Below are 12,283 nucleotides of genomic sequence, written 5' to 3'. Positions count from 1 at the left end.
CCTCCGGCATACGCGATTACGACACCCTCCGAGCCTTCGGGCATATTCCGCCATGGGAACACCAGACGGACTACGTCACCAGGGAATATCTGGGCCATTGTCTTGCCTTTCGAATGTTGAGCAGTTCATAGACCGTTCGTGCGGGACGAACGGTCGGGTGAACCAATCACACGGTTAAGAGTCAAGGCTTATGCAGCCGAGCCACGCTGGACAATCCAGGTGATGGCTTGCATTGCGGCAGGCGCGATACCTGCCCGCTTGGCGGCGAGCCGGTAGCAGTGCGCTACGGCGTCGTACACGCCAACCCTTGTGAGCTGTTGCTCGGTGATACCTGCGACTCGGCAGGCCCACACATCTACGGTCACAGCGTCGTCGTCACCGATGATGTTGGCGGCGAAGGCTCGCGTCTTCGGTGCCTTCCCGAACGTATCCCACGGCGTCTCGGTAGCCATAGCCGCCATGGCTCGGGCGATGCTCGCACCGATCACACCTGTCACGGGCTCACCGGCAACCAACGCTCGGGCGGCTGAGACATTCTTGTCCCACGGAAGCCGCGGGGAGAGCTGCGCAATCACGATGCCTGCCTGCTCGACCGTGATGTCTCCGGCCTCGGACAGTTCGGCGGCCAGCGCTTGCGCTTCGGCGTACCAGACCTTGCCTTCCAGAATCTGATCCTCGGTCGCACGGCCGAACACGCTCATGATGTTGTTGGTGACCTTGCGGGTAGTCAGGTCGATTCGTGCGAGCGCCTCGGTGTGCGTCATGGCCTTACCTTTCGTTAAGGGTCAAGTGCCCGCCGTAGGAATCGAACCTACGTATGCCTAAGCCATGGGGCTCGCGGGCTGTTGTTCACTGGTAGTAGCGCAATGGCTCGATAGATTGCGGGTACTCCGCACCTTCAGCCGCGCTGAAGTCTGTTCGCTCGCACCATTCGTCTTCGGTCATTTGGTCGAGGTTGGCTACCGCCGTATCCATTTTGTACTTGCTGAGATCCTCGAGGTCGAAGTCTTCGGGCACTTCGACGATCGCGGAATGTTCGGTATATTCTTTCCAGTGCAGTGTGATCACTTTCATAATCACTCCCCCCATTTCTGAACCGTGGTGTGTGGGAGATCCACGATGACTTCATCGGTGCCGACACCCTCGATAGTCATCGAGTCGAGCACGTCTGCCGCGTGGAATCCGGTGACCTCGATGAGGTAGTGGGCGGCCTCGATCGCGGTCGAAACCTGGTCTGACTTGATTCGAATCGTCCGAGCCTCACCCTGGACAATCACACGGGTTGCGTCCCCGTACACCATGTCTCGGGCTCGGGTCAGTTCACGCCGGGATATCTTGAGCATGACGTTGCCTTTCAGATGTCGATGCCGACGACAGCGCCGGTACCGTCGGTGGTCAGGATCGAGTCTTTGTTGTTCCAGCCCTGGCACACGATGTAGCCGCACTGGGAATCCTGCCGAGTCTTGTAGTTGCCTTCGTCGGTGAACAGTTCCCACCTCGGGTTACCGTTTACCGAATTCTTGAGGCGCTTGACCGACTTGATCTCGGCACTGAAGACTTGGTTACGCATCATGGCGAATCCTTTGTTGGTTTGAGAATCCAAGGGGACAGGCGATCACTCGCCTATCCGATGGGTCATCAATCCTCGATGTAGCCGTACAGCGGCGCGATTGCGTCCCACTCCGAGCCTTCCGGCAGCCACATGTACGGCGGCGCGTCAGGTCCGGGTGTGCCGTTGCCCATGTACCAGCGCCAGCATGGTTCATCCTCCTGGCACGACACCTCCGGTGTTTCGAATGCGGCCGGTGCCGCTTCGAGGCAGCCGAAGCCTACGAACAATGCGAGGATGGCAGCTATTATCTCGGTCATTTCTTGTTCTCCATTTTGCGGCAGGAACGGATGATGAAGGCAGCGAGCCTTCCATGGAATGCGCTGTTCACTGAGTCCTCAAGATTCGAACCGTTCTCGAACTCGGTGGCCGCGACATCCACACCTTTGAGGTATTGCGGCAGCGCATAGATGTTGTGCGCTGGTTTCTTGGCTTCGCGGTTGTCGTACTCGATAACCGCATGGATCATTGCGTTACGCATGTCTTAGTCCTGACTCATTGCGTCGACCCAATCGAACGGATTCATTCCGTCGATCGTGAGGGTCCCCGCGGAGTTGGTGATGTCTTCGGGGGTAAGTGCGATGTACCGGTCAGCCGCATAGTCGATGACTTGTTTTTTGCGAGCGTTGATGACGGCGTTCATGTCTTATCCGATCAGTGCTAGTCGATTGTCGGGACGGATATCAGAGCAGGCCCACCAGGTCTTCGAGCGGGTAGGCGATATCTGTGTTGGTGATGGCTTCCTCGGCAGTGGCTGTCGCCAGATCGCCGGTATGCCAGATCACCAGACCCACCATGGGGTCGAAGGGATTCGCAGCCAACACTTCACGAGCGGTGGCGAGCTGGGTCTTGTTCAGGGTTGAGGCGAACATGCTCATGCCTTTCGTCGTACGTTTCTAAAGCTCCCGCCGCAGGAATCGAACCTTGCGTACAACCGTTGCGGGATGTTAAGAGTCAAGCCACCTGGAGCGAGAACACGTATGCCAGCGCATTCAGGTCATTCGAGTACAGGGGATCGAGCTCGTAGTGAGCGTTTGCCAGCGCGGTCTGTTCGTACTGACCGTTGTGGGTCACGTCTCCGTCGGCCACGGCCTGGATAAGCCGTTCGAAGTTCAGGCCGATCTGCACCTGTCGGAAGAATTCTTCGAACACGTTCTCGGTAGCGTCGGAGGCTTTTGCGAGAGTCACAGACATGGTGATTCCTTTCGTTAAGGGTCAAGCCTTGGTGAGTATCTAATCCGCACCTACCACTGGCGTAGCTGGTAGGTGAGACAGGAAACTCACGTTTCCTTGGGTATTTGTTGGGTGGCCTGTCTGAGATTCCCTCCTATCGGGCCGCTTGTCTGCGGTACCGACGTTCCCGCTCACGTCTCAGGTGAGCTTGCCTAGGGGATCATTGCTTCCGGTTTGTCCGTCAACAGCGCGTTGGCATCGCGCTCGCTCATCCCTAAGCCCGTAATCTCCTGGTTTCGGTTACCTCTACCAGGAAGAATCTCAGGTCCACTATTCAGTTCTCAAAGTACTCGCAGAGTGCCGGTCACAACCTCGGCGGTTGCTGTCCGTCCTGCCCTTGTGGCTCTCAGCTTATCCGATTTCCGGTTAAGAGTCAAGCCGTTGTGTGAATCTCTCCGGCCGATGTTCTGGCCGGGACTTTCACGCTTTCAGCGTATCATCTGGGTGGTTAAGAGTCAAACCGTGGTATTTGAGGTCACTTGCCCTCACCGCGCGTCTCAGGTAAACCCTGGTCTGACTCGCACCCTATTGAATTGCTGACACCGAAACTAGTCGGTCTCGCGTTCAGAGTCAAGCGGTAATTCCCGCTTTCGAGATTCACACTGTTGAATTGGCGGGAACCAAAGTTCCCGGAAGATCATGTGCTCTAGGCACTGAAACCAATCTAGCGAACCGATCGGTTAAGAGTCAAGCTCGAATTCGAAATCCGATTCTGGCTCCGATTCGGCCGGTGTTGCTGGCCGAACGATTACGAATCTACGGCACGGTTCGTTAAGAGTCAAATCGAACCGTATCCCCCCTGGTAGACCCCCTGCCAGACACCCCCTATATAGACCCCCCTCCTACAGGGGAGGGCAGCACCGGGGCAGACAGGGCACAGGACTAGGGCACCGGGTGTGTGGGGTGTGCGGGCAGGGACAGGGCACTAGGTGGGTACTCCCCTCCCCTGCCGGGGGTGTGGACGGTGGGTGTGTGGGATGGGACACACTGGGTTGTGCACCGGGTGAGTGTGCACTAGGATCGCGGGATTTCCCCGCTTACTACTGCTGAGTAACATTCGGAATCGTAAGTTACTACTGAGTAGGTTACTGATGGGTAGATTGCGCCTTGCAGGTTACTCGCCAGTATCCCTGGGTATACCCAGGGGGTATGCCCTCGCCCCCGCACGCTTGATCGCATCGTAATGCGGGTGCCAGGTCTTGTACGGGTTTTAAGGTTCACGAGAGCAGAGAGCCGGCCTGGAGCCGGTGTTCTTGCCCCCTACACGCCACGGAGACGGCCCCGCCTCGCCAGGCGATGCCCTAGTACCCCCGATATATCACAGGCGATTCTAGAGGTCTATGTGAAGTACGTCACCTTACATAGTCCGCGCGGACTCGATTTGGATTATTACATGTACTACAGAGTGTAAGGGAAAGAGGGAACCATACGGAGGGTGATTGGGATCAGCCTCGGTTCCCCTCGGCTCTTGTTAGAGCCGCCCCGCAGGCGGCTCAGACTCACGGTATTAACCGGCCCTCAGAGGCCGGTCTAAACACATCGGCAGCCCGACGGCTGCCTTATATATAAGGAGGACCACCGGTGTGGTCCTCTTCTAATAGATCTGCTGACCTACCAGAGAACTGGGAGGCTCTGCGAAGCCAGGTGCTTCGCCGGGATCAGTGGATCTGCCAGATCCAAGGACGGAGCTGCCTCGGGGCAGCCAACGAGGTGGATCACATACTCCGCGGGAATGACCATTCCCTCGGGAATCTCCGGGCAGCGTGTTCTCGCTGCCATGGAATCAAGTCCGCCCGCGAGGGCGTGACTCGTCGAGAACAATTACGAGCCCAGAGGAAGCGACCCACTGAACGACACCCTGGGAGTAGATGAGTGCCAGGAGCGCTCTTAACCCAGGAGGTTGAACAAGTGGGTTCTCGCGGCCCTGTGCCTAAGCGCAGTGATGAACGCATCCGTCGGAACAACGACGGACCAATCGACAAGATCGAAGTAGTGGGCTCGGTGGATATCCCCGAGCTTGGTATGGATGATCCGCATCCACTCGTCGTAGACATCTACGACTCCCTGATCGAATCCGCGCAGTCTCGTTACTACGAGGCCAGCGACTGGACCTACGCGAAGTTCGCTCTCCACTTCGCAGACGGTCTGCTCAAGTCCTCTCGTCCGTCCGCACAGCTTCTGGTCTCGGTGAACCAGATGTTTACGGACCTCCTCGTCTCCGAAGGTTCCCGGCGACGAGTGAAGCTCGAGATTGAGCGTAACCAGTCCACGGCCAAGGTGCTGGACTTCACGGATCGGCTGCTGGAGAAGCTCCAGTAGCTCCCTCGGGGGCGGTTGAGCCGTTCTGCGGTTCCCTCCCCCGAGGCTGACTTGACTATTAACAGAAGGAGGCCCAATGGCCGATATTGGCATCCGCTTGGACGCGGACACCCTGGTCCTCTGGAAGAACCGCGACTTCAAGTGGAACTTCGAGAACATCGGGATCTCTGGCGCTCCTGCGCCGTTCCCGCCCGGCCGGCTCTACTTCGAGCTTCAGACCGGCACCACTCCAACCGAGTGGGACTTCGTGATCGCCGGCTCACTGGCGACCCTCAAGGTCGAGTCCGAGAACGTCCTCGAGACCCTGAACAAGGTTCGGTGGCAGCTCGTGTTCCTCGCCGACGGTGAGGCCGCTGGTGGCGACCCCATCGCCCGAGGCACTGTGACGGTGATCGGGTGAGGCTCCGCGGATTCCCCCCCGAGGGTGTACCGGGTACCTCGTATGTCGGCACACCGAACGGTTCAATCATCGGCTCCCCGGTGCTGCCGGTGGGCAAGATCATCTCGGTACCGGGCCAGACTGGACCGCAGGGTCCACAAGGCCCGAAGGGCGACCAGGGTGACGTTGGACCGACTGGTCCACAAGGCATCCAGGGTGTTCAGGGTGCAACAGGTTCCACAGGCGAAACCGGTGCTCAGGGGCCCGTAGGACCGATCGGTCCACAAGGCCCGAAGGGCGACACAGGCGACGAAGGACCGGTTGGTCCAGAAGGCGATGGCCTTCGGATCGACGGACAGGTAACTACCTACTCCGAGCTACCTGCCACGGCTACCAACGGCGACGTGTGGATGGCCGGTGGCAAGCTCTACCGCTACTCCGCGGGCTGGCCTCCTGAACCGAGCGGTACTCCGGTCACGGGTGCCGAGGGTCCACAGGGCCCGCAAGGGCCACAGGGCATCCAGGGTCCTCCGGGAACTCCCGGCGCTACGGGTGCCACGGGCGCTCAGGGCATCCAGGGCATCCCCGGTACACCCGGAGCTGCTGGCGCAACTGGCGCGACCGGCCCCGCCGGTCCGAAGGGTGATACCGGCGCTACAGGTCCGGCTGGCACGACCTCGTGGTCGGGCATCACGGACAAGCCGACAACGTTCACTCCCTCGACGCACACGCACCCGGTCACGGATTTGTCTGGCTCGACCTCGCTGGGTCGGTCGTTGGTCACCGCGGCCGATGCCGCGACGGCACGCACACTCCTCGGCGTCGGCGAAGGCGGGACAACACCTGTGACCAAGCTCCTCGGGTTCGGCAACGGCGGACAGGGCTATTACTCGAGCACTGTGAACGCGGCGGCGTGCAGCTTCCGCGTCCAGGTGAAGCTGAATACGACGACCACCCGCTGGCGTCTTCGGATTCGCAACTGGGACAACATCGCGAACTCCAACAAGCTCGCCCTCACGGGCAAGAAGCTCGTCATCGGCGTCCATGCCAAGTCGGGCAACGTCGACTCGGGAACGTTCGTGGGTAATACCGCGTCCACCGTCATCGCCACCGATTTTGCAATTCCTGGCGACGGCACTTACTACGTCTCGCCCTGGATCGAAGGTCCTTCCGACCAGTTCCAAGAGGGTGTCGATCACCTGCTGGGTATCGCATTTACCGGCCCTGCGGGGACGGTTCAGAATGGTTCTGGCAAGTGCTGGGTTTGGACGAACGCAACGTCGGGTGTGGACCCTGCGATTACCGCAGGCGCATCAGTCGCATCGGTCCCCACAACCTGGGGTATCGAATACGAGACGCTGACGGATAAGCCAGCCTGGCTGTTTGTCGGGGACTCGATCATGGAGGGTCTCAGTGGCCCTCGGGCCCCCGGCCAGATCAGCCCAGCCAACTCCAATCTCGCGTACCCGCACCACTGGGCGGAGATGAACAACGCACTCTCGCAGAACATGGCGCTATCTAATTCGCTGTGCTCGGCCTGGGCGAGTCCGTCGTACCACCAGTACTCGCGGTTCACTACGACAGGCCCTTGGGACGGAGCCGTGGTCGGCCTTGGAAGTAATGACTTGGCTGCGGGTCGAACCGCTGCCCAGGTTCAGGCAGATATCACCTCGGTGGTCAACAACACTAGGGCGATTATAGGTCCAGACAAGCCGATCTACATTGTGAACGTCATGGCGCGTTCGCTCGCCGCGACGCCCGAGGGGCACCGCGCGACGTTTAACGACTGGTTGGCGACGCTTCAAATTGATGCCGAGACGATTATCGACGTTGACAAGGCGACTCGAAGTTCGTCTGCATCCGCTCTCGACGTGTCAATCGCGTGTGCTGACAATATCCACCCGTCATGGCAAGGAAAGATGGTACTTGCCAATATCCTCCGAGGTTATCTTCCTCGGTACTGATACAGAAGTAGGGGATCAATGACTGCCGTCGACATTCGCAATGTCCAGCTAACCACGTTCTGGACGTACCTGTATTTTTCGGTCGAACCACAATTCATCGGAGTCACTAACGTAACGGGTACACACGCCGATCTGGTCTTCACAGCCACGGCCCCCTCGATCGACCCCGTCGAGAAGAGCGGGTACCGGGTACTGATTAGAAAGTCCGCGGGGAAGGCATGGGGATTCCCGGATGACTCAGAATTCTTGCCGTACTCGTACGGGGCCACGGACGGCGTTCTCATCCACCGTGTCGGGTGGGAAGGGCTTAGGCCAGACACTCCGAACGACTTGAGTATCGCTGTCGCCCCAACCCCTAACCACGAGACGGAGATCCCCCAGATTATCGGGTAACACCTGACCAGCCGCTCCCTGGCGGCTCTAGAAATACAGGGCAACTGAGCGTAGCGCAGCCAGGTAGCGCACCTGATTTGGATTCAGGGGGTCGGAGGTTCAAATCCTCCCGTTCAGACAGGCCATCGGGGATGAAAACCGGATGGAACCGCCCGGAGGGACCGTTCTCCGGGGTTAATGATGCGTAGCTCAATGGCAGAGCAGCGACCTGTTAAGTCGCGAGGTGAAGGTTCGAGTCCTTCCGTATCAGCTTTGCTTCTGTAGCTGAGGTGGTTTAGCTAGGGACTCTTAATCCCCAGACGCAGGTTCGACTCCTGCCAGAAGTACCAAGCGGACAGGTCCCTACTGGTAGGGGAGGCGGTCTCCAAAGCCGTCTGTTGTGGGTTCGAGTCCTACTGTTCGTGCCAAGCTGGATTAGCTCAGTGGTAAGAGCACCGCTCTGATATGGCGGGTGTCCGAGGTTCGATTCCTTGATTCAGCACTAGCGCCTTCTCCACTCGGACCGCCATTAAGCGGCCGGGTGCGGGAGGGACGCATATCCGGTTCGTCTAATTGGCAAGACACCTGGCTCTGACCCAGGGAATTGAGGTTCGAATCCTTGATCGGGTGCTTTGGAAGGTTCCGCTATGTGGATGGCGACCGGTGTCGAATACCGGGGGGCGGGTGAAACCGCGGGGTTCGACTCCTCAACCTTCCGCGCCCGAGGGTTTGCGCGTTACACGAGTGACGGTAGGAAACGCGCGTATGGTTCCGTAGCCCAACTGGCAGAGGCATCAGGCTCAGACCCTGAACAGTGTGAGTTCGACTCTCACCGGAATCACGTTGACTGAAGCCAAACAGGTTGAGGCACCGGGTTGTGATCCCGGATAAGCGGGTTCGAGCCCCGTCGGTCACCCCAAGGGAATGAAGTGTTACTGGCAGCACATCTGGCTTCCACCCAGATAGGGCGGGTTCGAATCCCGTCATTCTCTCCACGTCACATTAGCTTATCTGGCAAAAGCACCTGTCTTGTAAACAGGCGTGCTCGGTTCGAGTCCGAGATGTGGCTCCAGGTCCCTGTAGAGAAATGGTCATCTCGCCGTCCTCATAAGTCGGAGATTGTGGGTTCGATTCCCACCAGGGCCTCCACGGAATATAGCTCAGTTGGTAGAGCAACCGGTTGAAGCCCGGTGTGCCCAGGTTCGATTCCTGGTATTTCGGCACCCACCCTTTGCCTTCGGCTCTGGGTTTAATTCTGATTGGAGTTCAATGGCTGATCCATTGTGGCTCGCGGACGTACTGCGGGCAGAAGGTCTCAGGGTCGACGAATTCCCCGGCTGGCGTACTCGCGGCGAAGGGGACTTCGGGACCATCTGGGGCGTAGTCGCCCATCACACCGGCAGTAATCCCCCATCGAACAATCCTGGGTATATCGCCCAGCACCCCAGCCTCGGACTGGCGTCGCAGATTCACATTTCTCGCGACGGTGTCGTGACGATTTGTGGTGTCGGCCTGGCGAATCACGCAGGCCGCGGTTCCTGGGCCGGTATTGCCAGGGATAACGCCAATGCGGTGACCATCGGCATCGAGGCCGAGAACAACGGCACCGAGGGCTGGAGCACGGCTCAGTACACCGCGTACGTGAAGACCGTCGCCGCGATTCTTCGCCGCCTCGGCCACGACGCATCCCGTTGCATCGCCCACTGGGAGTGGGCCGGTGCTGCTCAGGGCAAGTGGGACCCCGGTGGCATGGATATGCCGAAGTTCCGGCGCGATATCCAGGCCCAGATCGACAACGAAGGAGACGCTCCGTTGAGCGCAGCAGAAGTTAAGCAGATTCAGGATTTCGTCGCAGGTTTCTGTGGCCCGATCGGTTCTGACGTGAAGGACATTCGTGAACAGCTCGCGGGCCAGGGTCAGCGCGACAAGGGCCAGTACAAGGGCTGGCCGCAGCTCGACAACAAGACCGTGGTCGATTTTCTCGCGGATCTCGGCAAGCGTATCGCGAAGCTCGAAGGCAAGTGAGGCGCGTAACTGCACTCATTACGAGTGCGATTATGGCCCTCTCGGGGATTGCGTTTATTGGCACGAGCACGGCGTCTGCCGCTGCGGGTGATTGTCGAGGCACATTCACGATCGGTGTCGGCGGGTTCCAGATCGACACGTCGGTATTCCCTCCGAACGCCTGGCAGCCGTCCACGTATATCCCGAGCGACCAGCCTATCGGCTACGACTCGCTGAATATCACCGCTGGTGCGAACGAGCTGGAGAAGCAGTTCCGTATCCATCGGAACGCCTGCCCTGGTGACCACATCAAGATGCTCGGCCACTCGGGAGGTGCGGCTGTTGTCCACGTCTGGGTTTCCCGAAACCAGTTCGAGCCGAATGCCACTGCGATTCTGGCGGCTGACCCTAAGCGGGCCCCCGGTCCCGGCTCAGGCGGTATTGCCGGTAACCCGGCTGCGCTCGCCCTTGACTTCATCGGAGCGTTTCGGGGAGCAGCGGGCACCGACCGTAATTTCGGACCCTTCCCGGTTCTAGACATCTGCAACGCAGGCGATTGGGTCTGCGTCGAATCCGCGGGGCTCCACGGATATCTCAACACGGGCGTACACGGCAAGTACGACCTGAATCCACACAACTACCCGAACTTCGCACGGGGGAATTGGTTCCCGGCGATCTACTGAGAGGAGGCGGGGAGTGACTAAGACATTGCTCCCCGCACCCGCTCATATTACGGGGCCAACCTGGCGTAAGTACGACGATGGTTCGTGGTACCTGCCGGAAAAGTCGCTGGGCTACGGCGTCCTGATTTGGATGATGACGTGGCTGAAGGCCCCTAATGGCGGAGGGATGTTCGACCCGACCAAGGAGCAGGTGCGATTCCTGCTTTGGTGGTACGCGGTCGATGAAGAGGGTAACTACGTTTACCGAGACGGCACCCTCCGTCGCCTCAAGGGATGGGGCAAGGACCCCCTCGCTGCTGCTATGGCACTTGCCGAGCTGTGCGGCCCTGTGTCCTTCTCGCATTTCGACCGGGGGATGCCGGTCGGCAAGACCCGGCACGCTGCCTGGGTCCAGATCGCGGCTGTTTCTCAGGAACAGACGAAGAACACATTCTCACTTTTTCCTGTGATGGTCTCGAAGGAGATGAAGCAGGAGTATGGGCTCGATGTCCATAAGACCCTGATTTACACCGCCGAGGGCGGACGGCTTGAGGCTGTTACTTCCTCCCCCCACGCGATGGAGGGCAACCGCCCGACTTTCGTAATTCGGAATGAAACTCAGTGGTGGGTCGAGGCTGTACAGGGCCATGACATGGCCGGTGTTATCGAAGGTAACGCCACCAAGATCCCTGACGCTCGCGTCCTGAGCATTTGCAACGGACACGTTCCGGGTGACGATTCGGTCGCCGAACGCGACTACGACGCGTATATGGACATCCTCGCTGGAAAGGCTGTGGATGTCGGCACGTTGTATGACGCCCTCGAAGCGCCGTCTGACACCCCGGTCTCGGAGATCCCCTCCCAGCTAGAAGACCCGGAGGGTTACGAGGACGGCATTCGCCGGCTCCGTGAGGGCCTGCTCGTCGCTATCGGTGACGCTACCTGGCTCCCGGTCGAAGACATTATCAAGTCGATCCTGGACCGGCGTAATCCGGTTACTGAGTCTCGACGCAAGTTCTTGAATCAGATTAACGCCTCCGAGGATTCTTGGATTGCACCCCACGAATGGGGTGCGGTGGAGGTTCTGGATCTGGAGAAGCTCAAGAAGCGCGATCAGATCGCTCTCGGTTTCGACGGCTCGAAGAATAACGACCACACCGCTTTGGTGGCGTGCCGTATCGAAGACGGGGCTTTGTTCCTGATCAAGTCCTGGAATCCCGAGAAGTACCCGGACGGCGAAGTCCCCCGCGAAGAAGTCGATGCGACGGTCCGTTCGATGTTCGCCGCGTACGACGTTGTGTCGTTCCGCGCGGACGTGAAGGAATTCGAGGCGTACGTCGACCAGTGGGGTCGGGATTTCAAGAAGAAGATCCAAGTCAATGCGACTCCGGGTAATCCGATCGCATTCGATATGCGCGGCCAGACGAAGAAGTTCGCTCTGGACTGCGAGCGGTTCCTCGATGCGGTTCTCGAAAAGGAACTCGTCCACGACGGTAACCCGATTCTCCGACAGCACGTATTCAACGCGCGTCGCAACCCAACCAATTTTGATGCGATCTCCATTCGCAAGGCAAGCAAGGACTCCACCAAGAAGATTGATGCGGCTGTCTGCGCGGTCCTGGCATTTGGAGCCCGACAGGAGTTCCTGATGTCCAAGAAGAACCGTACGCGGAAGGTGGTGGCGATTAAGTAATGGCTGCCCCGGAAGTAGAACGTATTGATCCCGAGGTCCACCGTGATC

General features: G+C 59.1%; 17 protein-coding genes and 13 tRNA genes. 21 read left to right on the top strand and 9 right to left on the bottom strand.

Annotated elements, in window-relative coordinates; all coding sequences use genetic code 11:
* Positions 1–188: 188 nt before the first annotated feature.
* The 9 genes from ACWF99_RS23700 to ACWF99_RS23660 all read right to left on the bottom strand — a co-directional run bounded on the left by ACWF99_RS23700 (position 189) and on the right by ACWF99_RS23660 (position 2,803).
* Positions 189–764 (bottom strand): DUF7178 family protein, encoded by a 576-nt coding sequence (locus tag ACWF99_RS23700; RefSeq protein ID WP_452537409.1) that lies wholly within the window; start codon positions 762–764, stop codon positions 189–191.
* 85 nt (positions 765–849) lie between these two features.
* On the bottom strand, positions 850–1,074 hold the full coding sequence (locus tag ACWF99_RS23695; RefSeq protein WP_452537408.1) for a hypothetical protein: 225 nt from the start codon (positions 1,072–1,074) through the stop codon (positions 850–852).
* A gap of 2 nt (positions 1,075–1,076) precedes the next feature.
* The gene (locus ACWF99_RS23690; RefSeq protein ID WP_452537407.1) at positions 1,077–1,301 is read right to left on the bottom strand and encodes a hypothetical protein; all 225 of its coding nucleotides are present in this window, start codon (positions 1,299–1,301) and stop codon (positions 1,077–1,079) included.
* A gap of 53 nt (positions 1,302–1,354) precedes the next feature.
* A complete protein-coding gene (locus ACWF99_RS23685) occupies positions 1,355–1,573 on the bottom strand; it encodes a hypothetical protein (RefSeq protein ID WP_452537406.1) in 219 nt (72 codons plus the stop codon).
* A gap of 65 nt (positions 1,574–1,638) precedes the next feature.
* The gene (locus tag ACWF99_RS23680) at positions 1,639–1,869 is read right to left on the bottom strand and encodes a hypothetical protein (RefSeq protein ID WP_452537405.1); all 231 of its coding nucleotides are present in this window, start codon (positions 1,867–1,869) and stop codon (positions 1,639–1,641) included.
* Complete coding sequence (locus tag ACWF99_RS23675) at positions 1,866–2,090, bottom strand: hypothetical protein (protein ID WP_452537404.1); 225 nt, start codon at positions 2,088–2,090, stop codon at positions 1,866–1,868. Before ACWF99_RS23675 ends, ACWF99_RS23680 begins: the two co-directional genes overlap by 4 nt.
* A gap of 3 nt (positions 2,091–2,093) precedes the next feature.
* The gene (locus ACWF99_RS23670; protein ID WP_452537403.1) at positions 2,094–2,252 is read right to left on the bottom strand and encodes a hypothetical protein; all 159 of its coding nucleotides are present in this window, start codon (positions 2,250–2,252) and stop codon (positions 2,094–2,096) included.
* A 40-nt stretch (positions 2,253–2,292) separates the two neighbouring features.
* On the bottom strand, positions 2,293–2,487 hold the full coding sequence (locus ACWF99_RS23665) for a hypothetical protein (RefSeq protein WP_452537402.1): 195 nt from the start codon (positions 2,485–2,487) through the stop codon (positions 2,293–2,295).
* Between the two features lie 76 nt (positions 2,488–2,563).
* Entirely contained in the window at positions 2,564–2,803 is a 240-nt protein-coding gene (locus ACWF99_RS23660) for a hypothetical protein (protein ID WP_452537401.1), read from the bottom strand.
* 1,620 nt (positions 2,804–4,423) lie between these two features.
* Here ACWF99_RS23660 and ACWF99_RS23655 point away from each other — a divergent pair.
* From ACWF99_RS23655 to ACWF99_RS23555, 21 genes are all read left to right on the top strand, one after another.
* Entirely contained in the window at positions 4,424–4,714 is a 291-nt protein-coding gene (locus ACWF99_RS23655) for an HNH endonuclease (protein WP_452537400.1), read from the top strand.
* Between the two features lie 36 nt (positions 4,715–4,750).
* On the top strand, positions 4,751–5,161 hold the full coding sequence (locus ACWF99_RS23650) for a phage terminase small subunit (protein ID WP_452537399.1): 411 nt from the start codon (positions 4,751–4,753) through the stop codon (positions 5,159–5,161).
* Between the two features lie 76 nt (positions 5,162–5,237).
* Complete coding sequence (locus tag ACWF99_RS23645; RefSeq protein ID WP_452537398.1) at positions 5,238–5,561, top strand: LtfC-like domain-containing protein; 324 nt, start codon at positions 5,238–5,240, stop codon at positions 5,559–5,561.
* An 824-nt stretch (positions 5,562–6,385) separates the two neighbouring features.
* Positions 6,386–7,504, top strand: coding sequence for an SGNH/GDSL hydrolase family protein (locus ACWF99_RS23640; RefSeq protein ID WP_452537397.1), 1,119 nt, complete (start codon positions 6,386–6,388; stop codon positions 7,502–7,504).
* Positions 7,505–7,522: 18 nt separating this feature from the next.
* Positions 7,523–7,897: a hypothetical protein gene (locus tag ACWF99_RS23635; protein WP_452537396.1), complete on the top strand. Its 375-nt coding sequence runs from the start codon at positions 7,523–7,525 to the stop codon at positions 7,895–7,897.
* A 44-nt stretch (positions 7,898–7,941) separates the two neighbouring features.
* Positions 7,942–8,015: transfer RNA gene (locus ACWF99_RS23630), tRNA-Pro, on the top strand.
* A 60-nt stretch (positions 8,016–8,075) separates the two neighbouring features.
* Positions 8,076–8,147: transfer RNA gene (locus ACWF99_RS23625), tRNA-Asn, on the top strand.
* A gap of 4 nt (positions 8,148–8,151) precedes the next feature.
* Positions 8,152–8,226: transfer RNA gene (locus ACWF99_RS23620), tRNA-Lys, on the top strand.
* Between the two features lies 1 nt (position 8,227).
* Positions 8,228–8,304: transfer RNA gene (locus ACWF99_RS23615), tRNA-Trp, on the top strand.
* A 1-nt stretch (position 8,305) separates the two neighbouring features.
* Positions 8,306–8,378, top strand: a tRNA-Ile gene (locus ACWF99_RS23610).
* Between the two features lie 56 nt (positions 8,379–8,434).
* Positions 8,435–8,506: transfer RNA gene (locus tag ACWF99_RS23605), tRNA-Gln, on the top strand.
* 4 nt (positions 8,507–8,510) lie between these two features.
* Positions 8,511–8,594, top strand: a tRNA-Ser gene (locus tag ACWF99_RS23600).
* A gap of 49 nt (positions 8,595–8,643) precedes the next feature.
* A tRNA-Leu gene (locus ACWF99_RS23595) sits at positions 8,644–8,717 on the top strand.
* Position 8,718: 1 nt separating this feature from the next.
* A tRNA-His gene (locus ACWF99_RS23590) sits at positions 8,719–8,795 on the top strand.
* Position 8,796: 1 nt separating this feature from the next.
* Positions 8,797–8,871, top strand: a tRNA-Gly gene (locus ACWF99_RS23585).
* A gap of 1 nt (position 8,872) precedes the next feature.
* Positions 8,873–8,948, top strand: a tRNA-Thr gene (locus tag ACWF99_RS23580).
* Between the two features lies 1 nt (position 8,949).
* A tRNA-Met gene (locus ACWF99_RS23575) sits at positions 8,950–9,025 on the top strand.
* A tRNA-Phe gene (locus tag ACWF99_RS23570) sits at positions 9,026–9,097 on the top strand.
* Positions 9,098–9,145: 48 nt separating this feature from the next.
* The gene (locus ACWF99_RS23565) at positions 9,146–9,901 is read left to right on the top strand and encodes an N-acetylmuramoyl-L-alanine amidase (protein ID WP_452537395.1); all 756 of its coding nucleotides are present in this window, start codon (positions 9,146–9,148) and stop codon (positions 9,899–9,901) included.
* A gap of 32 nt (positions 9,902–9,933) precedes the next feature.
* Entirely contained in the window at positions 9,934–10,563 is a 630-nt protein-coding gene (locus ACWF99_RS23560; RefSeq protein ID WP_452537394.1) for a hypothetical protein, read from the top strand.
* A 13-nt stretch (positions 10,564–10,576) separates the two neighbouring features.
* Positions 10,577–12,235 carry a terminase TerL endonuclease subunit gene (locus tag ACWF99_RS23555; RefSeq protein WP_452537393.1) on the top strand — a complete coding sequence of 553 codons (1,659 nt, stop codon included), beginning with the start codon at positions 10,577–10,579 and terminating at the stop codon, positions 12,233–12,235.
* The last annotated feature ends 48 nt before the right edge of the window (positions 12,236–12,283 follow it).

Source organism: Nocardia sp. NPDC055002 (genome assembly GCF_053608825.1).
The sequence above is the reverse complement of the archived record's forward strand: the minus strand, read 5'-3'. Positions and strand labels throughout refer to the sequence as shown.

Coding starts and splice junctions, on each gene's coding strand:
- ACWF99_RS23700 (WP_452537409.1), bottom strand. CDS start 764: ATGACGCACACCGAGGCGCTCGCACGAATCGACCTGACTACCCGCAAG.
- ACWF99_RS23695 (WP_452537408.1), bottom strand. CDS start 1,074: ATGAAAGTGATCACACTGCACTGGAAAGAATATACCGAACATTCCGCG.
- ACWF99_RS23690 (WP_452537407.1), bottom strand. CDS start 1,301: ATGGTGTACGGGGACGCAACCCGTGTGATTGTCCAGGGTGAGGCTCGG.
- ACWF99_RS23685 (WP_452537406.1), bottom strand. CDS start 1,573: ATGATGCGTAACCAAGTCTTCAGTGCCGAGATCAAGTCGGTCAAGCGC.
- ACWF99_RS23680 (WP_452537405.1), bottom strand. CDS start 1,869: ATGACCGAGATAATAGCTGCCATCCTCGCATTGTTCGTAGGCTTCGGC.
- ACWF99_RS23675 (WP_452537404.1), bottom strand. CDS start 2,090: ATGCGTAACGCAATGATCCATGCGGTTATCGAGTACGACAACCGCGAA.
- ACWF99_RS23670 (WP_452537403.1), bottom strand. CDS start 2,252: ATGAACGCCGTCATCAACGCTCGCAAAAAACAAGTCATCGACTATGCG.
- ACWF99_RS23665 (WP_452537402.1), bottom strand. CDS start 2,487: ATGAGCATGTTCGCCTCAACCCTGAACAAGACCCAGCTCGCCACCGCT.
- ACWF99_RS23660 (WP_452537401.1), bottom strand. CDS start 2,803: ATGTCTGTGACTCTCGCAAAAGCCTCCGACGCTACCGAGAACGTGTTC.
- ACWF99_RS23645 (WP_452537398.1), top strand. CDS start 5,238: ATGGCCGATATTGGCATCCGCTTGGACGCGGACACCCTGGTCCTCTGG.
- ACWF99_RS23635 (WP_452537396.1), top strand. CDS start 7,523: ATGACTGCCGTCGACATTCGCAATGTCCAGCTAACCACGTTCTGGACG.
- ACWF99_RS23565 (WP_452537395.1), top strand. CDS start 9,146: ATGGCTGATCCATTGTGGCTCGCGGACGTACTGCGGGCAGAAGGTCTC.
- ACWF99_RS23560 (WP_452537394.1), top strand. CDS start 9,934: ATGGCCCTCTCGGGGATTGCGTTTATTGGCACGAGCACGGCGTCTGCC.